Here is a 23,928-nt window from a genome sequence, read left to right on the forward strand (position 1 = left end):
CTGGATGAGACCCGTCACTGCGGCCGCTTCAGGTTTTCAGGCTTCAAGGGAGTCTTGAGCCACTTTTCCGACGCAGCATTGAGAGAGCCATCATCCATCATCGTCTTCAGGGCGCCGGCGATAACACCGCTCAGGGCATCTTCGCCCTTGCGAACTGCGATGTGCGAAGGCGAGGACATAAGCTGGAACTTTTCTTCCGGCTTCAACGCAGTCTGCTTTTCGAGCACCTGCGCGCCAACGTTGTTACCAACCGCCATGAGATCGGTCTGCCCCGTGACGAAGGCCTGGATCACTGCACTGTAGTTGGGAAAACGACGGATTGTTGCACTCTCGGGGGCAGCCTTGGTGAGAGAAGTATCCTCAAGCGTCCCCTGATTGACGGAGATTGACTTGCCGGCAAGATCCGCCGGGCCACTCACCTGCGCGGCCTGCGGGCCAATAACCGCAATGTAATAAGGGGCGTAGGGAGCAACGAAACCGATCGCCTTGGCCCGTTCGTCAGAGTAACCAACGCTCAACAGCATATCGATGCGCTTGTCGTTGAGAAAGGCGATGCGGTTCTGCCCGTTCACCGCCACAAGGTTTACCTTAACACCCAGGGTCTGCGCGATGGAGTTCGCGACATCCACGTCATAGCCGACGGTGCTCATGTCGGCCGTTGCCGAGGAAAAGGGCGGAAAGTCGGGAAAAATGCCGACATTAATCACGCCCGCCGACTTTATGTCCGCAAGGTCATCGGCGTGAGCCACTCCCGTGAGCGCGGTGGCTGTTGCCGTTATAGCAAATGCAATTGAGTGCAAACGATTGGCAAATTTCATGGAAGTCCCCTTAGTTAACGTTTTGTCATTGTGATCGACTGTAGCCGCTGTTCCGTCCGGCGTCTCGCCTTTCGGCAGCGCGAAATTTATGGCTGTCATAGTATTTGCGCGATCCGGGCCCTCTATTCGCTATGTAGACAAGGCGGGAAAAAGGCATCGCACCATTCCTGTATCGAGTTCTGTGGCTGGTACCGGAGCCGCGACGCATGCCGGACTGACGGACTGACAGCGTGGCGCGAAGGCGCACCCCGTGCCGCGATCGAGCGGATCCGCATTTGACGTGCCCATGATAGGATCCGGCAATGCCGCACCCGGTTCGGGCGGAAGCGTCGCACCCAGCAGCGCCCGCGTATAGGGATGCCGGGCGCCAGCGAACACATCCTCTACCGAGGCTTCCTCGACCTTTTCCCCCAGATACATCACCGCCACCCGATCGGCCAGATGCTCGACAACTGCGAGATTGTGACTGACGAAGACCATGGTCAGCCCGAGTTCGGCCTTGAGTTCCAGCAGAAGATTAATCACCTGCGCCTGGACCGACACGTCGAGAGCCGAGGTCGGCTCGTCGCAGATCAGCACTTTCGGCCGCAGGACCAGCGCCCGTGCGATTGCCACTCTCTGCCGTTGCCCGCCGGAAATCTCAGCGGGGAAGGCGCTGGCAAGCCTCGGCGGCAAACCGACACGGTCGAGCATTTCGTTGACGACGGGTGCCGGATCGACATTACGCGCATGTAGCCTGAGCGGTTGTGCGACCAGATCGGAAATTCTGCGCATGGGATTGAGCGAGGAATAGGGATCCTGAAACACCGGCTGTATCGCCCGGACGCGCGCTGCCAGCGACAGCGCGCCGATATCCTTCCCGTCGAGAAAAATCTGCCCCTCGTCCGGAGCGAGCAGACCCAGCATGATGTTGACCGCTGTGCTCTTGCCGCAGCCCGATTCTCCCACGAGGCCGAGCGTTTCGCCCGGCATGACGTTGAGAGAGAGATCGTTCAGCGCGGTCAGGACAGACGGGCGGCGGAACAGGCCCTGCTGAACCGAATAACGCTTCGAGATATGGCGCAGTTCAAGAGCAGCGGTCATTGTGCGGCCTCCGCAAGGTGGCATTCGACACGGGTGGCGCCGTGACGAACGGGCGGGAAAGTGCTGGCGCAAACAGCCAGATCGTGCGAACAGCGGTCGCGGAAAGCGCAGCCAGAAACCGTTCCGACAAGGTCGGGGACCCTGCCGGGAATAGCCGGCAAAGGCGTGCCCCGTGGAGTTCGACCCGGTACCGGAATGGCGGCCATCAGGCCGTTCGTGTAGGGATGGGCTGGCGCTCTGTAGACCGCTGCGACCGGCCCTTCCTCGACGATCCGGCCGGCATACATCACCGCCACCCGGTCTGCTATCGCTGCAACGACGCCGAGGTCGTGGGTAATCAGCAGCAGGCCGAGCGACAGATCGCGTTGAAGTTCGGCGAGCAGCGCCAGTATCTGCGCCTGAATGGTGACGTCGAGCGCCGTTGTCGGCTCGTCGGCGATCAGGAATTTCGGCTGGCTCATCAAGGCCATGGCGATCATCAGCCGCTGACGCTGCCCGCCGGAAAACTGATGGGGATATTGGCCGAGCCGCTGTGCGGGACGGGCGATGCCGACACGTTCGAGCAGTTCGACGGCGCGCCTTTCCGCTGCCTGCCGCGACAGGCCCTCGATGATGCGAGCGCCTTCGGTCAATTGCCTGCCCACAGTCAGGGTCGGGTTGAGCGAGGTCATCGGATCCTGAAAGATCATCGAAAGACCGCGCCCGCGCAGGCGGCTCCACGCGCCGGCGGATTTACCTTGCATATCCTGTCCGAGCAGGCCGAAGCGGTCGGCCTCGATCCGCGCGGTCTTCGGTCCCAGTCCCATGACGGTCATGGCTGTCAGCGACTTGCCGCAACCGGATTCGCCAACGAGACAGACGGTCTCGCCCGCATCGACTGCCAGGTCAAGGCCGCGCACGGCATTGAGCACACCACGTTCGGTCGGGATCGAGATACGCAGGTTTTTCAGGTCGAGGAGGCTCATTTCACGCGCCCTCCGGTCATGTCGCGCAGTCCGTCGCCAAGCAGATTCACCGCCAGAACGAGCACGCACAGCGCCCCGCCCGGCAGGGCGATCAGCCACGGATCGAAAAGAATGTTTTCCCGACCCTCCGCGATCATCAGTCCCCAGGATGGAGTCGGCGCGCGAACGCCAAGGCCGAGGAAGCTGAGCGCCGCTTCGAGCAGGATGACATTGGCAACCTCCAGCGTAAGCACGACAATCAGCGACGAACGCATGTTCGGCAGGATTTCGAGGAAGAGAATGCGGATCTGCGACGCACCGATGGCGCGAAGCCCCTTGATGAATTCACGGCTTCGCAACGACTGCGCAGCCGCGCGCGAGACAACCGCGAAACGATCCCAGAGCAGCAATCCGAGGACAGTGATCAGCGTCGTCAGTGAAGCACCGGCAAATGCGACCGCCGCCAGCGCCACGAGAACGATCGGCAATGACAGCCGCGTGGTGATCAGGAAGCTGACGACCATATCCGTGACGCCGCCGAAATAGCCGGCGACCAGACCGAGGGAAATGCCGATGACGGCGGAGAGCACGATCACGCCAAAGCCCACGCCAAGCGAAATCCGCGTGCCGTAGATCAGTCGGGACAGATAGTCGCGGCCGAGGTGATCCGTGCCCAGAAGGTGGGCGGGATCGGTGCCTTCATGCCAGAAGGGCAGCAGAAAGCGCAGTTCGAGGTTCTGGGCATAAGGATCGTGCGGCGCGATCAGCGGCGCAAGGACCGCGATCAGCACCATGACCAGCAGAACGCCGCCGCCGGTCACGAGCGCGGAGTTGCGACAGATCTTTCGAAGCACGGAAGGTCGAAACGTATCGGTGGACATCAGCGGGATCCCCTTATGCGCGGGTCGAGCCAGGCGTTGATCAGGTCTCCTGCCGTGGTCAAAAGCACATAGACCAGCGACAGGATCAGGATGATGGCCTGAACCACCGGCAGATCGGCGCGCAGCAGCGATTCCCATGCCAAACGGCCGAGGCCGTTCAATGCGAACACGCTTTCGATAACGATGGAGCCGGAGAGCAGCACGCCAAGCTGGACGACGGCGAGCGACACGAGCGGCAGGATGGCATTGCGCAGCGCATGGCTGGCGATGACGCGCCATCCGGACAAGCCCTTGGCATAGGCGGTGCGGATATAATCCGTTCCCAGCACATCGATCATGCCGGACCGGGTGATCCTCATCATGGCGGGCATTGCCGAATAGGCCAGCACGACCACCGGCAGAATATAGCCTTGCCACTCGTCCGCGCCCGAGATCGGCACCATTTCGTACCAGACGCCGAAAACGACAATAGCCATCAAACCCAGCCAGAAGCTGGGAATGGCCTGACCGGTTACCGCCAGAACGAGGGCGACGCGGCCGACAAGGCCGTTGGGCTTCAACGCGGCGAGGATGCCGAGCGGCAGGGCAACAACGAGCGCGACGACGAAGGACGCTGCACCCAGGACCAGCGTGACCGGCAAACGCGCGGCGATAATCTCCGTCACGGGCATGTTGAAATAGATGCTGTCACCCAGATCGCCACGAACGATCCGGCCGATCCAGCCGAGATACTGGACCAGAAACGGCCGGTCGAAACCGTAGGCTATTCGAATTGCCTCGGCATCCTTGGCTGAACCGCCGGAACCGGCAATGGCGATGGCGGGATCGCCCACCAGAAACATGAGACCGAAGCTCAGCAACGACACGGCGATACAAACACCAAGTGCCACCACCAGCCGTCGGGCCAGGTAGATCAGCATGATTGCCTCCGCGTGAGCGGCGCAGTGCGCCTTATATAAGAGAATAGACGCATCCGGCGGGCCGAATGCGTTGAAGAGTGGAAATACCGGTCCGGGGCGGTCGAGAGCCGCCGCCCCGGTGCGGAGTTATTTCCAGGATGTCTGCCAGAAGCGGGCGAACTCGTCCGGCCAGGCGCTGAAATTCAGGTTCTTCGACAGGCCGTAATTGACGTTGAAGCTGTACATCGGCACGACATAGGCCTCGTCGGCAATTTTCTTCAGGGCCTTCAGATAAACCGCCTTGCGTTCCTCAGGATCTGCAGACGTGTCGCCGGTCTTGAGCCAGTTCGCGAGTTCAGTATCCTTCACGAGATCGTCGGCACCGCCGCCGAAGAAGTTAGACAGCAGGAAGGCTGCATCGCCGACACCATAGCTGCCCCAGTTCGAGAAGAAGGCCGGGACCTGCTTTTCGCGCCATTTTCCGACACCCGCGGCATATTGCAGTTCATCCAGCTGTGCAGTGATACCGACCTTGGCCAGATCCGCGGCAATCGCCTCGGCGACCGGACGCGGCATGGCGGCGAAAACCATCGGAATGGTCACGCCGTCCTTGAAACCGGCCTCTTCGAGCAAAGCCTTCGCCTTGGCCGGGTCATAGTCGTATTGCGTCGTGTCCTGCGAGCAGCCGAACTGTGCCGGGTTGCAGAAGCTTTTCAGCGTTTCCGATGCACCCCCCGCGAACGCCTTGGTGATCGCAGCGCGGTTGATGGCATGCTCGACGGCCTGACGCACCCGCTTGTCGGCAAGCGGCGTTCCCTCGACCGGCGCGAGGTTGATGAAGGATATGCGCATGATCGGCGCGGACATCACCTGTACGCGGCTCTTCAGTCGCTCGGCCTGATCGGGCGGCAGGCGCCAGATCCAGTCGAGCTTGCCCGACATCAGTTCGGCATACTGCGTATTGAGTTCGGGCATCGTCCGGACGACAATTTTGTCGATGGTCGCACCGGCCTTCGGGCTTCCGGCATAAATGCCATCGAAGCGCTCCAGCACGTAACGCACGCCCGGCTCCTGCGAAACGAGCTTGTACGGGCCGGTACCCACGGGTGCCCTGGCCATGCCGGCCGAACCGTTTGCCGCAAAATATTCACGCGGGTAGATCGGCAGCGAATCGGCGAGCATTTCGAAAGCGCCGGCGAAAGGCTTCGCCATATGAATACGCACGGTCGTGTCATCGACCTTCTCGACATCCTTGATCCAGTCGATCGAGATCGCGTAGCGCGTGCCATATTCGGGCTTGATGACAGTGGCGAGCGTCGTCACGACGTCATTGGCGGAGAAATCGGCGCCATTATGGAATTTCACGCCCGTGCGCAGCTTGAACTCGATGGTCATCGGGTCGGGGCGCGACCAGCTTTCCGCCAACGCACCCTTGAATTCGCCCGTTGCGAGGTCCTTGTAAACGAGCCCGTCATAGACATGGCGTGCGAGGATCAGGCCTTCGCGGCCGGCAATCTTGTACGTATCGAGCGGTTCCGGCTCCAGCGCGAAGGCAACATTCAGCGTGTTGTCGGCTTTGCCGGCCATTGCCGGCGCGGCCAGCAACGAAATGCAGGCGGCCGAAAGAAGCACGCGTTTCAGCGAAAGTGTCATGTCTTCCCCTTTTCTTGTTGGAAATCACTGCCTGAAATTCAGGTTCAACAACCGCCGCCGCTCGTCATCGTCGAGCTTTGCGGGGGCGGTAATGTCCTTGAGGGTCTCGCCCGCCCGCAGGCGTTCGAGTATCGAAATCTCATCGTGCTGCATCTTGAGCGCGGTCGCGGCATGCTGCGCCGCTGTTGCCGGATCGAGCACGACGACGCCGCTTTCGTCGGCGAGGATGATGTCGCCCTGGCTGACCATGGAGCCGCCGCAACTGACGACACCGCGGATGTTGCCGGAGACACGGCGGTTACGGGTGGTGATCGGCGAACGGCCGCGGCACCAAACCGGCACACCGATTTCGAGGAGCGCGGCAAGGTCGGTGACGAAACCGTCGATCACCACACCGGCGACACCCCGGCTCTTGGCTGCCGTCGCAGTTACAGCGCCGAAACATGCGTGGCGCAGATCGCCGCAGCGGTCGACGACGATCACTTCACCCGGTTTTGCGACGGAAAGCGCTTCGGCCAGAGCCGCGCCATCCGTGCCGGGAAGCCGGACCGTCAGGGCCGGCCCCCAGATGCGCGCGCCCGGCACCAACGCCTGGATTGACGGCGCCATGAATCCTTCGACAAGGAAATGACCGAGCGTGGCGGTCTCGACTTGCGACAGGTCGGGGATCATCTGGCGCCCCGGCAAAGGTTGGGATAATGGCTCATGGTCTCGGCTCCGAATGCATGGAATTCCGAAACAGTAACGGCAGGCGGCGGGCTGAAACAGCCGCCTTTCGATCCCGGTCTTGATCGAAGTGATAGGCCTCGCCTATGCTTTAACGGGTCGAAATCATGTTAGGAAAATCGCGTTGAAGACGGAATTTGTTCATGCCACAACGTCCCGATCTGTCAGAACTCAACTGGAATCTCCTGCGCAGCTTTTGCGTCATAGCCGAGGAGAAAAGCCTGACGCGTGCGGCCAAGCGGCTGAACATGAGTCAGCCCTCCGTGAGCCTTGCGCTTCAGAAGCTGGAGGAGCAGCTCGATTGCCAGCTTATCTTCCGCGGCAGCCGCCATTTCGCGCTGACGCTCCGGGGCGAGAAGATCTTTCAGGAATGCGCGGACATGTTCCGCGCCGTCGACCGGATCGGCATCCTCACGGAAGATCGCAACGACGAGGAGTTCGGCGAATTGCGGCTGAGCATCATCAGCCAGTTGCGCTCGCCACTGATCGATGAAGCGATCCGGCTTTATCACCAGCGCCATCCTTCGATTACCTGGCGCATCGAAGTGCAGAATTCGGCTGAAACCGTACGAAGGATCACCAACGAGAAAGCTGGCCTCGGTATCTGCCTGCTGACCAAGCCACTGCTCAACCTCACATGCCGCCATCTTTTTCGCGAGGAATTCTCGATCTTCTGCGGTGTCGAACACCCGCTCTACGGGCGTACCGAAGTCACGGCGCGCGACCTTCAGCAGGAACCGTTCGTCGCCTTCACCTGCGCCACCGAAGGCATGGGGCTGGAGCCGATGATCATGCTGCGCGAAGGCATGGCGCTTGGCAGCCGTATCAGCGGATCGAGCCACGATCTCGAAGAAGTGCAAAGGATGATCGTGTCCGGCCTCGGCATCGGAATCCTGCCGGTGATGACCGTGTCCGGCGAGAACCCGTCCGGCAAGCTCTGGCCTTTGCGGCTGGTCGACCAGCCGCTGGGCGCCGATGTGTTCCTCGTCAATAGCCCGGTTTCCCAGCCAACGGCGCCGGAGCAGAAGTTCATCGACCTGATCGACGAACTTCTGAAGCTTTATCCGGATATGATTTAGAGCGCGTCTCGATCTGACTGGATCAAATCGGCGCTCTAACATTTTTGTTTGAAAGCATAATCTTATCGATCCTCGTTTCACTCCGGTCGGATTATGCTCTAACCGGTTTCGGCAACCATCGTTGCACCGACGAGGTCTTCCAGCGACAGCCCGACCGACTTGAACAGGGTCCGTTCGGCATCGCACTGGCGGCCGGGCGCGCCCCTCGTGAGTTCAGCGAGATCCGCAACGATCAGCGCCGGGTCGAACGCATTTTCAGCAATTGGCTGGGCAAGATCACCGGCAAGAAGCGCACCGGCCCGACCGTCGACGAATACGCGCGACCGGGTCACGGCGAGCGTATCGCTTTCACGCATATCCGCCTTGAAGGCGCCGATCAGATCGAGGTGGCTACCCTCGCGCATCCATGCGCCATGGATCAGCGGTTGCGTCGAGGCAGTCACTGACGACACGACATCCGCCGCACGACAGGCCGCCTCAAGCTCCTCCTGAGCTTCTGCCGGCAAGCCCTGCGCGCGCAACGCCACCGCTGTGGCTTCCGCCTTCTCCGGGCTACGACCCCAGATCAGAATGCGTTCATAGGAACGCACGGACGAATGGGCGGCCGCGACCGCCCCCGCCAACTGTCCGGTCCCGACCACCGTCAGAACCTTGACGTCACGGCGGGCAAGATAATCTGCGGCAAGCGCCGACGCGGCGGCGGTGCGGCGGGCCGTCAGCCCATCGCCATCCATCGCTGCAACGAAGCGTCCGTCGGCACCGTCGAAAAGCAGGTAGCCTGCATTGATCGTCGCCTGCCCCTTGGCGGCATTTCCGGGATAGAAGGTCACGACCTTGACGCCGACTGCCTTGCCCGCCTCCCAGGCAGGCATAACCAGCAACGTCGCCTGTTCGCTGTCCGGCAAATCGATCGTGAACGACTGACGTGGCGGTGCGACGACCGCGCCCCGCGCAAAACTCTCGCGCAGGGCCTGGATCAGTCCGGGCCAGTCGAGCCGGTCCTCGACCGCATGATGATCGTAGACCCGCATTAGCGATCCGCCCTCTGGACAACGGCGTGGAGCAGGACGTTCAGACCCGCAACCAGATCGTCCGGTGCGCAGTCCTCCTTGTTATTGTGGGTGATGCCGCCCTTGCAGGGCGTGAAAATCATCGCCGTCGGGAAACGCGTCGCCATATGGTAGGCGTCGTGACCGGCCTGCGCCTGAATATCACGCCAGTTCCAGCCCTGACGAACCGCCTCTTCCCGGACCGTCGAGACAAGGCCGGCATCGAAAATATCGCCGCCCCACGCCCATTCATCCTCGACGGTAACGCCGCAACCTGCTTTCGCGCCGGCTTCATGGGCAGCCCGGCGCATCTTCTCCGCCATGACCTTGGCGGTGATCGGATCGGGATGGCGGACATCGGCGACACATTGCGCGGTTTCGGAAAGAATCCCGGGCTTGTTCGGCCAGGCGGCCAGCCGCGAGCCGGTGGCCTTGCCGTCCATGACCGCGAAATCCCAGCCGATATCGTCCACGGCCGTGAGAAACCGCGCGCCGGCAATCAGCGCATTATGGCGCAGGTCCATCGGCGTAGGACCCGTATGAGCGGTCTCGCCATCGAACCGCACACGCATGCCATAGCTCGGATAGCCGCCCGTCACGATGCCGACCTGCCGCTTTTCCGCGTCGAGGATCGGCCCCTGCTCGATGTGCAATTCGAAATAGGCGTCCACATCGCCCGTGCAGGGCTTGTCGCCATTGTAGCCGATCCTTTCAAGCTCTTCGCCAAGGCGCGGACCGTCGTCGGCGATCAAATCGAGCGCCCAGTCGAGTTCGTAGCGCCCAACGAAGACGCCCGATGCGATCATCGGCGGCGAGAAACGCGCGCCTTCCTCGTTCGTCCAGTTCACCACGACGAGGGGGCGCCTGGTCACATGGCCTATATCGTTCAGCGTTCGAACGAGTTCCAGACCGGCCAGCACGCCGGCGATACCATCGAAACGGCCTCCATTGATCTGCGTATCGAGATGGCTGCCGATAAAGATCGGCGGCAGGCTGTCATCGCTGCCGGCCCGGCGCCCGAAGATCGAACCCATCCGGTCGATCTCGACGGTCAGTCCGGCCGCCTCGCACCATTCGACAAACTGGTCTCGCACCTCGCGGTCACTGTCCGTCAGCGCCAGACGGGCAAGCCCGCCCTCGCGGCCCTTCCCGATTTCAGCGGAACGTTGAATGGTCGACCAGAAACGATCGAGGTCGATGCGGGTGTCGGGGGTAAAGCTCATGGAAGCCTCTCGTTATACCTGTCTTGCGTCGCTGAGGCGGCGAGCGAGGGTTTGCCCCTCACCGTTCCCGATTGAACCGATCAGGAAGTCGGCACGCAAATAGGTCAGGGCTATACCTGCAATACAGATCGACAGTTCGAAGGAAAATAACCTGCGAAAGAGGCGATGAGATGCACAAGGTAATCCGAAGCCCGGGCCGGGCTTCGGATATCGCGAGAAGGATGCGCCGTCAACTCGTGGCGACTGTCTCCTGCAGGCGCGCCAGATTGCCGAGAGACTCGACGAGGCGGCGATGGGTTGCCGCTATATCGAACGCGATGACGACCCGGCAATTGTCCGGTTTGCCGGTCCGTCCCGCGACGTCGACCATCGAGCGCCCGTAGTTGAGGCCGGGCGCCGTTTCGATTTCGACCCGTGCCGGAACCGTTTTGACAATTTCGGGATAGGCAGCGGCAAGGATGGCGCAGGGGTCGTGCGACGGCGTCTTTTCCGGCGTCAGCACACCGGGATAGAACGTCGTCGTCAGCGACTTCAGAAGTTCCGTCGCCAGTTTTGCCGTCGGGCCGGGCAATTGCCCCACCGAAGCGATGAGCGCATCATCGATCGGCACCATGGTCAGCGGAATGCCCGCGCCATAGACGATCGACGCCGCCTCCGGATCGCAGAACACGTTCCATTCTGCCGATGCCGTCTTGCTGCCGAGACCCCATGCGCCGCTGAGGGTTATGATATGGCCGATGCCGCCCGCGAAGCCGCGGCCTTTTTCTTTTGGTCCCGCCCGACCCGCCCCCGCGCCGCCTCTTTATGGCGGCGGCGATATTGAGCGGGCCAGATGGCCCGCCAGTCGTGTCGTTTCTGTTTTGGGACCTGGCCCGCCTGGGCGGCAAGACCAAGCCCCAGGGGGCGGAAAACGGCTCCCGTGTCGTCGCTTTCGCTCCAGCCCGCGCCCGTCGCCGCTTTCCGGTCCTGACTGCCGAGGCTAGAAAACGCATTGAGCGCGACACGGACCGCATCAACCCCCATCAGATGCGGCGCATCCTTGGCTGAAAAGCTCGTTCGTAAAAGTTCTGGACTTATCGGTTCATATCGACTAAATGGGGTTATGAACTGAACGGTCCCAAAACCGGTGGGAGGCCAGATGGCTCGACCGCAGGAATTTAACAGACAGCGATGCAGTTGTTCTGGAACAAGGGGTATGAGGCGACGAGCCTGACCGATATCCTGCAAGCGACGGGCCTGAGCAAAAGCAGCCTGTACGGGAGCTTCGGCGACAAACGCGAGTTCTTCCTCGCGGCATACGACGCCTATCGCGAAGAGCGCGCGCACCAGATGGATGCGTTGCTGAACAATGGCTCCGCGCGGCAGGCGATCGAGAGCTTCTTTCGCCAGATCATCGAAGACGCCGCCAAGTTCGAGTTCTCCAATGGCTGCATGAGCACCAATCAGGCCGTGGAGCTTGCTCCCCACGATGCCGTTGTCCGCCATCGCGTCGAAACGGATTTCAAACTGATAGAGGATGCGCTCGCCCGCACCATCGAACGGGGTCAGGGCGAAGGCTCGATCAGAGGCAGCGTCGATGCTCGCAAGATGGCCCATCTCCTCGTCGTCGCCTTTCCCGGCTTCCAGGTCATGGTCCGGGCCGGTGGCGACCGGACCCGCCTGAATGACGCCCTCGATCTGCTGATGGCACACTTCGATTGAGGCCCTTTGCAATTTATCAATTATGGACCGTTCACTCCAATATGAGGAAAATATGACACAGCCCAAGATCCTGACCCTCGCGGCATCGACCCGCAGTCAATCCTTCAACAGGAAGCTCGCCCATCTCGTTACAAAGCGGATCGAGGCACGGGGCGGACTGGTTGAAGCGATCGATCTCGCCGATTACGCTCTCCCGATCTACGACGGCGATCTGGAAGCCCGCGACGGCGTTCCGGAGGCCGCACATCGGCTGCATGAAAAGTTCCGCAGTCACGGCGGCATCTTCATCGCCAGCCCGGAACTCAATGCCAACGTTTCGCCACTGCTCCTCAACGTCCTGGCATGGGTATCGCGCGTCGGTGAGCATGGCGGGATCGGTGCCGCGTTCGGAAAACCGGTGTTCGCGTTGGGCAGCGCCTCGCCGGGCGGCTTCGGCGGCTATCGCGGCCTGATGTCGCTTCGCAATACGCTCGAGTTGCAGCTCGGCGCTCGCGTGCTGCCGACCATGGTGTCCGTCGGCACCGCACACGAAGCTTTCGACGAATTGGGCGATCTGAAGCCCCCTTTCCCGAAGCAGATGCTCGATCGCCTCGTGCCTGAACTCGTATCCGCGGCCTCGAACTGAGTTCGCAGACCGGCCGGTTTGTTCCGGCCAATTACTCGCCTTCAAGTCAACCCAAGGAGAACTGAAATGAGCTACGATAGACTGACTGCCGATAATGCGGCACTTCTGCTGGTCGATCATCAGACCGGATTATCGAATGGTATCCAGGATCAGAGCGTCCCGGAATATCTCGCCGCCGTGACCGGTCTCGTGAAATTCGCCAAGGCCTTCGGTCTGCCGACCGTCGTCACCACGAGCGCCGCCGACGGTCCCAACGGACCGGTGCTTCCCGTGATCACGCAGACGCTTCCCGACGCCACGGTGGTCCAGCGACCCGGTGAAATCAATGCGTGGGACAATGCCGCCTTCGTCGATGCAGTGAAGAAGACCGGCCGCAAGAAGCTGATCGTGGCCGGCGTCTCGACCGAAGTATGCGTCGCCTTCGTCGCCCTGTCCGCCATCAAGGATGGATATGACGTCTATGCCGTGATCGATGCATCCGGCACATGGAACAAGCTGGTTCAGGAGGTCGCCATCGCTCGCATGGTTCAGGCCGGCGTCCAGCCGATCACCTGGGTCGCTGTCGGTGCGGAAATCCAGGCTGACTGGCGCAAACCCACTGGCGAGCAGCTTGCACAGGTCATGGGCGAGAACCTGCCCTTCTACGGCAATCTGATCAGCAGCTTCGTCGCGGCCAAGGCCTGAGCAGGCCTCTCCATAGCCGGGGACGGCCAAGTCCGTACCTCGGCTCCACTCACAAACTCATCAAAAGGACGAAGGGAAGACAAATGTCGAAGGAAAAACAAGGGCGGCTGCAGGGCAAGCGCGTTCTCATCACCGGGACCGGCGGTGGACAAGGTGAAACGGCGCTGAGGCTGTTCGCCGCGGAAGGGGCGACCGTCGTCGGCTGCGACCTCAAGGAAGGCACGGCCGAGGCTGTTGCGAAGCAGCTTCGCGACGAAGGCTATGACGTATGGGCCGAGACAGTCGACCTGACCAATGCCGAACAGGCGACAGCGTGGGTGCAGAAGGGTGCGGAGCGCATGGGCGGAGTCGATGTTCTCTACAACAACGCCTCCGGCTTCGGTTTTGCTCCGTTCACCGACATGACGTTCGATCTCTGGAACCATGTCATCAATGTCGAACTGCACCTGGTTTTCCACACGACAAAGGCTGCCTGGCCCCATCTGCTGGATGGTGGCGGGTCACTGATCAATATTGGCTCCTACTCGGCCCTGCGAGGAATCGAGCCGCTTGCGCAAGTCGCGCACGCAACGGCCAAGGGTGGTGTCATCTCGATGACCCGTGCGCTGGCGGCCGAAGGTGCAAGCCATGGCGTGCGGGCTAACAGCATCTCTCCGGGTTTCATCAGCACCCCGGCCACCGACAAGGCCGTCGATCCGGAAGGCAAAGCCTGGCAGGTCGGCAATGCGCTGATCCGCCGTCCCGGACGTGCCGAAGACATCGCCTATACCGCTCTATACCTGGCCTCTGACGAGGCAAGTTGGGTGACAGGCCAGAATTTCGTTGTCGACGGCGGTGCCACGGCCGGTTGGCGCGATGACGCGGAGACGGCCCGGCTGGCCGCCAAAACCAAAAAAGCCTGATACGTTGATCCGAAGCGGCCAGTTCGATCGTGGCCGGTGCGGCTGGCGAGACGCTTGAATGCGCGCCGCGCCGTACCCGGTAACGTCCGCGACGCCGCCCAAGGCTACAGCCCAGTTACCAATTACGCTCAAGGAGGAGCATATGACTTATATCGATGTTTCTACCAAATCCATTAGCGACCTTATTTCCCTTCGCGGCCGTACCGCCGTGGTGACGGGAGGTGCTGCGGGCATTGGCAAAGCCATCAGCAAGAGGCTGGCCGAGGCCGGCGCGAACCTCATCATCGGCGATCTTGACGAAGCGAAGGCAAAGGAGACCGTAGAAGAATTTGCATCATTCGGCGGCAAGCATGTCAGCGCGAAGCTGGACGTCAACGATCATGCCTCCGTTACGGAACTTGCGGACAAAGCGGTCAATGAAACCGGAAGTCTGGATATCTGGGTCAACAATGCCGGGATCTATCCTTCGTGTTCGCTGCTCGACATCACGGATGTCGAGTGGGAGCGTGTGATCGATCTCAACCTTCGCGGCACATTCTTCGGCGCGCGGGAGGCGGCACTCCGCATGAGGCCCAATCGCGGCGTTATCGTGAACATCGTCTCCACCGCAGCCTACAACGCCAGCAACGGTGCCAATCCGGCTCACTACGTCGGCTCCAAGCACGCGGTCGCCCGGGCTGACGAAGAGCCTTGCAGTCGAGCTTGGATCGAAGGGAATCAGAGCCGTCGGCGTTGCCCCGACCCTGACAGAAACGCCCGGCGCCGAGAGCAAGCGCGCTGAGGGTGATGCCGTCCGTGAAGCGCTCGTCAAATACGGCCAGGCATTGCCTCTTGGCCGGCTGGGCCTGCCGGACTACATCGCTCGCGTGGTCCTGTTCGCAGCGTCAGACTTCGCCGCGTTCGTCACCGGCAGTGTGATCTCTGTCGATGGCGGCGACCTCGCCCGATAACGCGGCAACCAAAAGGAAAGACTATGCTCCAGATCCTACGCTCCTCGGAATCGAGCTCTTTCGCGCAAGGCCCATTCAAGATCAGGCGCATCCGGCCGGGGGCAATCCTCGGACAAAACGCCGGTCCCGCATTCGGACCGTTCAGCGTGATGGACCATGCCAACCTTGACGTCGGCACCGTGGTTTCCATGCACGAGCACAAGAACGACGAGATCCTCAGCTATATGTGGCGAGGCTCGATGGTTCACGAGGATTCAGCTGGTCATCGCATTGCAATTTCTCCGACCAAGCTCATGATGATGAATGCCGGTCGCAGCTTCTGGCACGAGGAATCGACACCCGACGTGCCCGTGGAAATGCTTCAGATCTTCATCCGTCCGGCTCAAGCTGATCTCGATGGAACCGTGAACTTTTTCGATCGGCCGAACGACTTTCTGAACGGCGACTGGAATCTGATCGCCGCTCCCGAGGAAGGTACGGCTCCACTGAGAATCCGCCAGGCCGTAACGTTTTACGACGCCCATCTGCTCTCAGGCGATGAGATTGTTGCGCCGTCAGCACCTAGCCTGACACCATGGCTTTACGTCATGGATGGGGTAGTCAGTCTCGGAGACGAGTTTCTCGGCAAGGGTGATGCGGTCACGGACCTTGAGAGTGCCTTGCCTGCAATCAAAGCTGAAGCCCCCTCCACACTCGTCCTGTTCCTGGTCAATAGACAGGCCACCGGATCGATGGCCGGCACCATCAGCGGTCGGTAGCTCGATCTCAAAGATCACAAATTGCGCAGCCTCATCGACTACCGTGATGCATGATCTGAATTTGAATTCAGGGGCAGATCGGGAGACTTTCGCAATCCCCTCATATGATAGCTGAAACCCTTGACGGACGAGCGATGCCAAACGGCGGCGCTTATTCAGCCTAGGCGTTTAGTCCCACGGTATTATAGCGTATCATTGTCACGTTCACAGAGGGAACTCTAACCTTGGTTAGCGCGTAGGGCTCCGCGTTTTTGCGAACTAAAGTTCAGGGCGGCAAGGCCAACCGCTTTGCACTACTGCGGTATTGCACTACCAAGATGACAAACGAGGCGGGAGCATCGCCGCAGATGCTCCCGCCTCTCAATATAGAATAACCGCGTAGCAGGGCCCGCACAACCACGTCAACCTTTCTCACCTAAGCTAAATGCATCTGCGATCGATCTGCGGTAATTCTAGTCAGCGCACAAGCAGACATACAATCTGCCATTGATTAAGTGTCAGCCGCCTTGGCTGCCATCGTGGCATTCGCCCACCAGACCAGCTCGTCCAGCGCCGCTTTCGCCGACGGCAGCAGGTTTGCCTCGATGTCTTTGACATCTTTGTTACCGCCTCTTGGCATAATGGCCATGAAATCCCCGCCGCCGATATGGACTGCAGACCGTGTGGAAACCATCTGCAGTTCGGTCCCGATCGCCCGCAGGTGCTCGACGGCGCGAGATGCTCCAACACCACCATAACCGATGGCCGTGAATGGCTTCCGGTTCCATTCCTTGTAGGCCTGGTCGAGAGCGTTCTTCAGCACGCCCGTGATGGAATGATTGTACTCCGCGACGACAAAAATGTATCCATCGAAGCGGCCGATGGTCTCCTGCCAGCGCACAGCTTCAAGGTCCTGGCTAGGCATCCAGAGATTTGATGCAGCTTCGTCGAAGAAACGAAGAGCATGGTCGCGAAGGTCCACGATCTCGACATCGATGTCTCCTCTGGCCTGCGCCTGTTTGAGTATCCACTGCGCGGGCTTGTCGGCAAGTCGTGTGGGACGGGTGGAGCCGATGATGACTGCGATCTTTGGTCTGGAAGACATGGAGATTCCTTTTGTTCATTCAGTAGGATTTTCGATATAGCAGTCAATTAGTGGCCGACAGGTCTCAGGAAATTCGACAGGGCCTTCAGGAGCGCTTCGGGTTGTTCCTCGGCCGGGTAGTGACCGCAGTCGGGGATGATAACGGAGTCCACATTGCTCGCGACCGTCCGCAACTCGTTCTCGACCATCGGCCCGCATGCGAGAGCGCCGGAAAATGCAAGAACCGGGATCTCGATCATGGTTTCCTTGCGGCGACGATACTGTGGGATCGACTGATCGATCGCCCGGTAGTAGTCGAAGCTGGCCTTGAGCGCGCCCGGAACCCGACGCAGGGTTTCGATGTAGAATTCCTTGCCATATGTGGGATACTTCTCTGCAGAACCCGACTTCGTGTCAAACTGGTAGCCGAAGTAGAGATCCTCGCGGCCTTCGACGAGCCGTTCGTTGACACCGAGCGCACGATTGAAATTGAAGTGCCAGAGAAAGTCGCTGACCCAGCGGTCGTCGCTGAGCAATGGCGGAGAAGGCGAAAGGCCGGGGACGATAGCTTCGCCAAGCGCGATCCGCTCGATGCGATCAGGGCGGTCGGCGGCCATCACGTAACCGATCCACAGGCCGACATCATGCCCGACCATCGAGAATTTCTCGTGCCCCAGTGCGTCCATTAGGGCGAACATATCGGCCGACAGCGTATCGGCATCGTAACCTTCGGACGGCTTCTCGGACAGCCCAACACCACGTGGATCCACGGCGATGACCGTAAAATACTGGCTGAGCGGGAGCATTACATAACGCCACGCGAACCAGTTCTGCGGCCAGCCGCCGAGTAGCAGGAGTGCAGGCCCTTTCCCGCCGATGACCGCATGGAGGCCGAGGCCGTTGGCATCAACACGATGGCTGCTGAACACGTCGCGGAAGCCCTCGGGAAGCTTCGGCACCCCGGTTACAGAACCGAAGCCGTCCAGTGGTCTTGTCTTGGTCATGGATATCACTCTCTTTGATACGCGCGTCGAAACTCTTGGCCTTTCGGTCGGGTTCAAGACTTCGGCGATGGACGGGTAGATCGACAGGCCCGTCGCGGACCTGCCGGGCGATTATTTGGCCGTGAGAAACTCGGTGCGGTACCTGGGGGCCAGGGATTCCGCGAGCTGCTTCTTTTCGGTCTGCGTAGCAGCGTCGGGCTTGGGAGCCGGAGACTGACGATCAGGAATGCGGTCGGCGATCGAAAGGAAGAATTCTTCCTGTCCCGCAGGTGTGCACATGCAGAGCATATGCGCCATCTTTCCGGATCGGTTGGCGAAACGGTGCGGGGCATTGGCTGGAATGTTCACAGTGGCTGGCGCGCGAACGATCTGCGTCTCGCCGCGGAAAGTGAATTCAAGTTCGCCTTCGAGCAGAGTGAACATCTCTTCGAAGTCATGCCTGTGCGGGGGCGGTCCGCCGCCATCAGGAACGAGCATATCGATCAAGGTGTAGCGTCCTTCCGTCTGCTCGCCGGATACCAGGATGGTGTAGACGTTCCCTGCCTGCGAGATGTGAGGGATCGATGGGTCGTCCGGCAACACGACTGTCAGAGAACGGTTCAGATCGTCTGCCGGGAGCGGCGTATCTGCCGGGATGGTCGTGATCGAATGGTCGGTCATGGTTTTCGTCCGGTTGTTTCGAATATCAATGTACCGTTGGCTTGATAAAACTCAAGATTCGAAATCCGCCGTTCTCGTGTTCCGGAATTGGAACACCGTCTCCCGCGATCATGGATTTCTTTGCGAGTGACTGAACCATTCCTCGACCTTCTGCCGCATCGCCATCGGCTCCTCCCGTTCGGATACGGCAAGGCCGATGAGAATCCTCGCGGCTTCTATGGCCGTCCTGTCAGATATCGCCATCCTGTGTTCCTCGCAGAAATCATCAAGGATTTGGCGGACAAGCATCAGCGACGCGCCATGCAATCCCTCTCTCTGAGTCATATCTTCCTCCATACGTGCCTTTCGCACGAAGAATCTGTATTAGGCGGTCAAGGGACCCTTCGGTGCCTTGGTGACGAAGGCGAGAATGACGAGGCCTCCGACAGCGCAGAAGAAGGTCAGCCAGAATGCGTCGATGTAGGACAGCACGTTCGCCTGCTTCTGCACCTGTTGCGACAGGACCGCCGTTGCGCGGCTCTGGGACAGCGCCGCTCCCGCGCCCGCCATCTTGTGGGCCAGCGCCGCGAGTGCCGAGACCGAAGCCTCCGAACCCCGTTCCACGTTGAGTCCTGTCAGATAGGAATGGAGCTGCTCTCCCTTACGGAGATAGGTCGTCATCAGCGCCTGCGCGGTCTGCGTCCCTAGCAGCCTGATGACCTGGATATAGGCGGCGACCGCGATCGCCTTCTTGGGGTCGCCATTGGCGACGGTGAGCACGATGATGGGCAGGAAGGTGAGGATGTGTCCCGCACCCTGAAGCACGCACATCGTACGGAAGCTATCGCCGTTCCAGTCGGGCGACAGGCCGGTGCCGATAAGCGACGCGCCAGCGAAGCAGCACAGCCCCGTGAAGAGCAGAAAGCGTCCATCGGTCCGATGCATTGCCCAGACAGCGATCGGTGTCATGAGCATGAGCGGAACGCAGACCCAGGTGACCAGTGTGGCGCCGATCTGCTCCGGACGAAGCCCGGCGACGGCAGTCAGATAGTTCGGGATCAGAGCCGAATTCGACATGCTGCTCATCAGATAGAAGAGAGCCACGGACAGGAGGAGGACGACATTGCGCGCGCCGATGGCACCAAGATGCGCCCATGGCCGTTCGACCAGCATCTCGTTCACGAAGAAGGCCGCGATTAGCACCAGACCGCCTGCGAACGTCGAGAGTACGATCCCGTTTTCGAACCAGTCGAGACGATTGCCCTGGTCCACCGCGACAAACAGCATCGCCATGCCCATGCCGAGAAACAGCATGCCGCCCCAGTCCGCATGACGGACGAGGTCCATGTTCACGTTTTCCCGCGGCGCGCCCTTGTACGCGAGGAAGGCAAGAAGCGGAGCGAGGACGACATCCTGCCAGTAGAGATATTCCCAGCCGAAGCGCTGGACATAGAAGTCGAGGAGCGCGGTCCCGGAATTCACGGTGAAGGCGCCTCGAAAGGCATAGATCGCAATCGCGGTGATCCACCACTTCATCGGCAGGTTCCGGAAGATGATCATCAGGGTCGCCGGAACGAAGACCCCAAGAAGCGATCCGTGGATGACATGCAGGACGGCGAGCGTTGTGAAGTCCCGCGTGAATGGGATCATCAAAGAGATCACAGCATAGATCAGTGCGGGGCCGACCATGACGCGCCGGATCCCGAACGCGGCCGCCAGCCATGCCACAGCGGGGGCGAACACCATCTGGGGAGCTGTCGCCAGCGTGCTCAACCAGGAACCTTCGTCGAACCCGAGACCAAAGGCACCGCGCAGGTCTACGAGACCGATCCCGAACAGGCGGCTGTGGAAGCCGACCATGAACGGACCGAGCAGGACGGCACAGACGGCAAGGATCGGGTGGTGGGTTTCCCGCCCTGTGCTGCGGAACGGGAGGACCAGCTTCAGAATTTCGCCCATGACATCAACGGCCTTCCGAGCCGACCGAAATCGTGACCTCGGCCGACATGCCGGATCGCAGGTGTTCGAGCGTCGGCGAAGCCTCAAAATCGATCCTGACAGGAACGCGCTGGACCACTTTGGTGAAGTTGCCGGTGGCGTTGTCCGCGGGAAGCAGCGCGAACTGGGACCCGGAGGCTGGCGACAGACGTGTGACGTGACCTTTGAAGGTTTCGCCAGGCAGTGCATCAACTGTCACGGTCGCCACCTGACCTTCCTTCATCCTGGAAAGCTGGGTCTCCTTGAAGTTGGCGATCATGTAGACATCAGGCAGCGGGACGATCGAGATCGAGTTGGTCCCGACCGTCACATAGTCGCCGACATGGACCTGGCGTTCGCTGACCACACCATCGAAAGGCGCAATGATCCTGGTGTAGGACACCGAGAGATCGGCAGTCTTGAGGGCCGCTCTTGCAGCTTCCACGTTGGCTGAAAGCTGATCTGCCTGACCGCCGATATATTCGAGCTGTGCCCGTGCCGATGCAACAGATGCCTCGGCGGCCAGTGCTGATGCTATCGTGGTTTGCACGGCGGCCTGTGCCTGTTCATTCTTCTGCTGCGTACCAATTCCCTTGCCGGCGAGCGTGACCTGTCTTTCAGCCTCTGTCTTCGCAAGATCGGCATTGGCCTTCGCGACTGCTGACTGTGCTTCCGCCTGCGAGATTGCGGCCTTCTGGAGGGTCTTCTGGTTTTCCAGATTGGCAAGCTGTCCGATCGCTGCGTCAAGAGCCGCCTTGGCCTGCGCCTGCTTGGCGAGATAATCGGCAGGATCGATCTCGACCAGGACATCTCCAGCCTTCACGTGATCGAAGTCGCCGACGTTGATGGCGCTGACATTTCCGGAAACGCGTGCACTCAGGCGGCTCAACTCAGCACGGATATAGGCGTTGTCAGTGGTCTGTGTGTCGGCTCCCGCCATCCACCTATCCCAGCGCTGTGAACTCACGCCGACGAGCACCAGAACGGCACCTACAACAGAAAGCGGTATCAGAAGCTTCGTGTAATCGCGGGCGGGCTTTGCGTGCGCGGTATCTTGCTGTGGGACGGCAACGGCGGCCGGTCCTTTATTCGGAGACTGCTGGATCATGGTTCTATCCTTTTTAGCAGGACAGAAAGCACATTTCAGGCTATCACTTCCAATAGCTTTTTGATCACGATTAATCATCAGGAGTCATTACAGTTGGAATCTGAAGTCACTCGTCACCCCGGCATCGAACTCCGGCATCTCAGGTACTTCATCGCCGTGGCCGAGGAACTGCATTTCGGGCGCGCGGCAGCGCGGCTGAACATCGTGCAACCTGCTCTGACCGCGCAGATCAAATCCCTGGAGAAAGTCTTTGGAATCGAACTGCTTGAGCGCACCAAGCGGAATGTCCAACTGACCGAGGCAGGTCGTGAATTTCTCCGGGAGAGTTACGCGGCCTTGGCGCGGGTTGGATCTGCGATTGATACCGTCAGGGATTTTGCCCGGGGCAAGACCGGGACATTGAGACTGGGCTACGGAGCGAATGCGGCTATCGTTGGCTTGATCTCGTCGTCGATCAGACGCTTCACGTCGGAGTGGCCGAACGTCAACGTGACCCTCAAGGAAATGCCAAGCAGCGAAGTCTCCGATGCCTTGCTTCGTGATGACATCGATGTGGGATATGCCGCAACGACCGGGAAGGAACCGAAGGGTGTTACTTCGAGCAAGGTAGGATCGTGGCCTTGGCTGCTGGCTGTGGCAGACAACCATCGACTGGCGGAGCGCGGGCATGCGAAGGTGGCCGATGTTTCCGGCGAAAACCTTGCCGTCTATGCGGAACCCGACGGCCGCTCGAATATCGCAGGCGTGATGAGTTCCTTCCCGGATTTGGCACCCCAGCATGTCTACAGGACCAGCCACATCATGAGCCTGATGACCTACGTGTCTTCTGGTCTCGGTGTCGCGTTCGTTCCCTCGCCCATGCAGTCCTTGAACTTTAGAGGCGTGGTCTATCTCGAAGTGACCGACCCCTTGCCGCAGATGGAGATGAAGCTTCTGTGGCGGACGGAAAGCGCGAGAGCGACAATCAGCAATTACATTGAGTGCGTTAAACTCTGATTGGAACGCTGGCGCTCTACGCAATAAATACCGAGCGCCAGCGAAAGCGTCACACGAGTTCAGCTACTTTCACGATCGGATAGTCCGTGTATCCCTTCTCGTCACCACCATAGTAGGTCGACCTGTCAGGCGCATTGAATTCCGCGCCCTGCTGGAAACGCTGTGGCAAATCGGGATTTGCCAGAAACAACTCACCAAACACCACAGCATCCGCCTTGTCCGCAACGATTGCGGCCTCCGCCGTGTCCTTGGTCAGCCCCGCACCCATCAGGTAAGGCCCTTTGAAACGCGGGCGAAGCAGTGCGTGATAGTCCATATGTGGCGTACCTTGCCGGATTAGATGCAGGTACGCGAGACTGAACTGGTTTAGCTCCTCGACCAGTTCCCAGTAGAGCGCCTGCGGGTTGTCATCGGTTACGTCGTTGAAGTTCATTTCAGGGGAGATCTTAATACCGACCCGGTCTCCACCCGCTACCTCGATCATAGCCGCCAATACCTCGAGGACGAAGCGAATGCGGTTACGGATAGTGCCGCCGTATTCGTCGCCTCGCTTGTTGGTGCCGTTGGACATAAACTGTTCAGGAAGATATCCGGACGCGGCATGTAGCTCGACACCATCAAATCCGGCTTCGAGCGCCCGACGGGTGGCCGTCCTGTAGTCGGCGACAACGTCCTGGATTTCCGAGACGGTCAACGCGTGAGGGGTCAGGAACTCCTGCTGACCTGTCGAAGTCCAAGTCTCGCCCGCCGGCTTGATTGCTGAAGGAGCGACGGGGAGCGCGTTGTCCGGCTGCATCGACGGATGCGAGATACGGCCGCAATGCATGACCTGGATGAAGATGTGGGACCCCTTGGCGTGAACGGCATCCGTCACCTTTCTCCAGGCCTCGACCTGAGCGTCGGTTTCGATACCGGGAGTGCTGACGTATCCCTTGCCACTGGCCGACGGATAGACACCTTCGCTGATGATAAGTCCCGCGCCTGACCGCTGGCCGTAGTAGTCTGCGACATATCCGGCGATGACACCATCGTCATCACCTGCCCGAGATCGGGTCATCGGTGCCATGACAAGGCGATTGGAAAGATCGTAGCGCCCGACGCGCACAGGGGTGAAGATTTGGCCCATGGGAGAAGTTCCTGAATATTGCAATTCCCACCAAATGGCC

The 23,928-nt window shown here is 60.3% G+C and carries 24 protein-coding genes and 2 pseudogenes; 9 read left to right on the forward strand and 17 right to left on the reverse strand.

All coding sequences use genetic code 11. From position 1 onward, the window contains the following. Window positions 1-14: 14 nt before the first annotated feature. The 7 genes from FY152_24480 to FY152_24510 form a co-directional block, all read right to left on the reverse strand. Window positions 15-818, reverse strand: a complete 804-nt coding sequence (locus FY152_24480) for a transporter substrate-binding domain-containing protein (protein UXS35315.1) — start codon at window positions 816-818, stop codon at window positions 15-17. Window positions 819-947: 129 nt separating this feature from the next. After that, window positions 948-1,901 carry an ATP-binding cassette domain-containing protein gene (locus FY152_24485; GenBank protein UXS35316.1) on the reverse strand — a complete coding sequence of 318 codons (954 nt, stop codon included), beginning with the start codon at window positions 1,899-1,901 and terminating at the stop codon, window positions 948-950. Then, complete coding sequence (locus FY152_24490) at window positions 1,898-2,866, reverse strand: ABC transporter ATP-binding protein (GenBank protein ID UXS35317.1); 969 nt, start codon at window positions 2,864-2,866, stop codon at window positions 1,898-1,900. The genes FY152_24485 and FY152_24490 overlap by 4 nt, the downstream gene beginning before the upstream one ends. Then, a complete protein-coding gene (locus tag FY152_24495; protein UXS35504.1) occupies window positions 2,863-3,735 on the reverse strand; it encodes an ABC transporter permease in 873 nt (290 codons plus the stop codon). The genes FY152_24490 and FY152_24495 overlap by 4 nt, the downstream gene beginning before the upstream one ends. Further along, window positions 3,726-4,646, reverse strand: coding sequence for an ABC transporter permease (locus tag FY152_24500; protein UXS35318.1), 921 nt, complete (start codon window positions 4,644-4,646; stop codon window positions 3,726-3,728). The genes FY152_24495 and FY152_24500 overlap by 10 nt, the downstream gene beginning before the upstream one ends. 126 nt (window positions 4,647-4,772) lie before the next feature. Continuing rightward, window positions 4,773-6,278: an ABC transporter substrate-binding protein gene (locus tag FY152_24505; protein UXS35319.1), complete on the reverse strand. Its 1,506-nt coding sequence runs from the start codon at window positions 6,276-6,278 to the stop codon at window positions 4,773-4,775. 24 nt (window positions 6,279-6,302) lie between these two features. After that, window positions 6,303-6,950: an RraA family protein gene (locus FY152_24510; protein UXS35320.1), complete on the reverse strand. Its 648-nt coding sequence runs from the start codon at window positions 6,948-6,950 to the stop codon at window positions 6,303-6,305. Window positions 6,951-7,147: 197 nt separating this feature from the next. On the opposite strand from FY152_24510, the gene FY152_24515 reads away from it, so the two are divergent. Further along, a complete protein-coding gene (locus FY152_24515) occupies window positions 7,148-8,083 on the forward strand; it encodes a LysR family transcriptional regulator (protein UXS35321.1) in 936 nt (311 codons plus the stop codon). 98 nt (window positions 8,084-8,181) lie between these two features. On the opposite strand, the gene FY152_24520 is transcribed toward FY152_24515, so the two are convergent. From FY152_24520 to FY152_24530, 3 genes are all read right to left on the reverse strand, one after another. After that, on the reverse strand, window positions 8,182-9,114 hold the full coding sequence (locus FY152_24520) for an ornithine cyclodeaminase family protein (protein UXS35322.1): 933 nt from the start codon (window positions 9,112-9,114) through the stop codon (window positions 8,182-8,184). Then, on the reverse strand, window positions 9,114-10,355 hold the full coding sequence (locus tag FY152_24525; GenBank protein UXS35323.1) for a Zn-dependent hydrolase: 1,242 nt from the start codon (window positions 10,353-10,355) through the stop codon (window positions 9,114-9,116). The genes FY152_24520 and FY152_24525 overlap by 1 nt, the downstream gene beginning before the upstream one ends. Window positions 10,356-10,584: 229 nt before the next feature. Then, the gene (locus FY152_24530; protein UXS35505.1) at window positions 10,585-11,094 is read right to left on the reverse strand and encodes a hypothetical protein; all 510 of its coding nucleotides are present in this window, start codon (window positions 11,092-11,094) and stop codon (window positions 10,585-10,587) included. 107 nt (window positions 11,095-11,201) lie between these two features. On the opposite strand from FY152_24530, the gene FY152_24535 reads away from it, so the two are divergent. The 7 genes and pseudogenes from FY152_24535 (at window position 11,202) to FY152_24565 (ending at window position 15,975) form a co-directional block, all read left to right on the forward strand. Beyond that, window positions 11,202-11,402, forward strand: coding sequence for a hypothetical protein (locus FY152_24535; GenBank protein UXS35324.1), 201 nt, complete (start codon window positions 11,202-11,204; stop codon window positions 11,400-11,402). Window positions 11,403-11,493: 91 nt separating this feature from the next. Next, window positions 11,494-12,056 (forward strand): annotated as a pseudogene (locus FY152_24540) (TetR/AcrR family transcriptional regulator). Between the two features lie 52 nt (window positions 12,057-12,108). Then, window positions 12,109-12,681: an NAD(P)H-dependent oxidoreductase gene (locus FY152_24545; GenBank protein UXS35325.1), complete on the forward strand. Its 573-nt coding sequence runs from the start codon at window positions 12,109-12,111 to the stop codon at window positions 12,679-12,681. A 66-nt stretch (window positions 12,682-12,747) separates the two neighbouring features. Continuing rightward, entirely contained in the window at window positions 12,748-13,365 is a 618-nt protein-coding gene (locus FY152_24550; GenBank protein ID UXS35326.1) for an isochorismatase family protein, read from the forward strand. 83 nt (window positions 13,366-13,448) lie between these two features. Then, window positions 13,449-14,267 carry an SDR family oxidoreductase gene (locus FY152_24555; protein ID UXS35327.1) on the forward strand — a complete coding sequence of 273 codons (819 nt, stop codon included), beginning with the start codon at window positions 13,449-13,451 and terminating at the stop codon, window positions 14,265-14,267. 142 nt (window positions 14,268-14,409) lie between these two features. After that, a pseudogene (locus tag FY152_24560) lies at window positions 14,410-15,217 on the forward strand (SDR family oxidoreductase). A gap of 23 nt (window positions 15,218-15,240) precedes the next feature. Beyond that, complete coding sequence (locus tag FY152_24565) at window positions 15,241-15,975, forward strand: hypothetical protein (protein UXS35328.1); 735 nt, start codon at window positions 15,241-15,243, stop codon at window positions 15,973-15,975. A gap of 490 nt (window positions 15,976-16,465) precedes the next feature. On the opposite strand, the gene FY152_24570 is transcribed toward FY152_24565, so the two are convergent. The 6 genes from FY152_24570 to FY152_24595 form a co-directional block, all read right to left on the reverse strand. Next, entirely contained in the window at window positions 16,466-17,059 is a 594-nt protein-coding gene (locus FY152_24570; GenBank protein UXS35329.1) for an NAD(P)H-dependent oxidoreductase, read from the reverse strand. A 47-nt stretch (window positions 17,060-17,106) separates the two neighbouring features. Then, a complete protein-coding gene (locus FY152_24575; GenBank protein UXS35330.1) occupies window positions 17,107-18,042 on the reverse strand; it encodes an alpha/beta hydrolase in 936 nt (311 codons plus the stop codon). A gap of 111 nt (window positions 18,043-18,153) precedes the next feature. After that, window positions 18,154-18,702, reverse strand: coding sequence for a cupin domain-containing protein (locus tag FY152_24580; protein UXS35331.1), 549 nt, complete (start codon window positions 18,700-18,702; stop codon window positions 18,154-18,156). Window positions 18,703-18,810: 108 nt separating this feature from the next. Beyond that, window positions 18,811-19,026, reverse strand: a complete 216-nt coding sequence (locus FY152_24585; protein ID UXS35332.1) for a hypothetical protein — start codon at window positions 19,024-19,026, stop codon at window positions 18,811-18,813. A 39-nt stretch (window positions 19,027-19,065) separates the two neighbouring features. Next, the gene (locus FY152_24590) at window positions 19,066-20,640 is read right to left on the reverse strand and encodes an MFS transporter (GenBank protein UXS35333.1); all 1,575 of its coding nucleotides are present in this window, start codon (window positions 20,638-20,640) and stop codon (window positions 19,066-19,068) included. Window positions 20,641-20,644: 4 nt separating this feature from the next. After that, window positions 20,645-21,766 (reverse strand): HlyD family secretion protein, encoded by a 1,122-nt coding sequence (locus tag FY152_24595; GenBank protein UXS35506.1) that lies wholly within the window; start codon window positions 21,764-21,766, stop codon window positions 20,645-20,647. Window positions 21,767-21,859: 93 nt separating this feature from the next. On the opposite strand from FY152_24595, the gene FY152_24600 reads away from it, so the two are divergent. Further along, on the forward strand, window positions 21,860-22,762 hold the full coding sequence (locus FY152_24600) for a LysR family transcriptional regulator (GenBank protein UXS35334.1): 903 nt from the start codon (window positions 21,860-21,862) through the stop codon (window positions 22,760-22,762). 49 nt (window positions 22,763-22,811) lie between these two features. Here the strand turns inward: FY152_24600 and FY152_24605 are convergent, their stop codons facing one another. Continuing rightward, the gene (locus FY152_24605) at window positions 22,812-23,888 is read right to left on the reverse strand and encodes an alkene reductase (protein UXS35335.1); all 1,077 of its coding nucleotides are present in this window, start codon (window positions 23,886-23,888) and stop codon (window positions 22,812-22,814) included. Window positions 23,889-23,928 lie beyond the last annotated feature (40 nt).

Origin of the sequence: Agrobacterium tumefaciens (assembly GCA_025560025.1) — a bacterium.
GTDB lineage: Bacteria > Pseudomonadota > Alphaproteobacteria > Rhizobiales > Rhizobiaceae > Agrobacterium.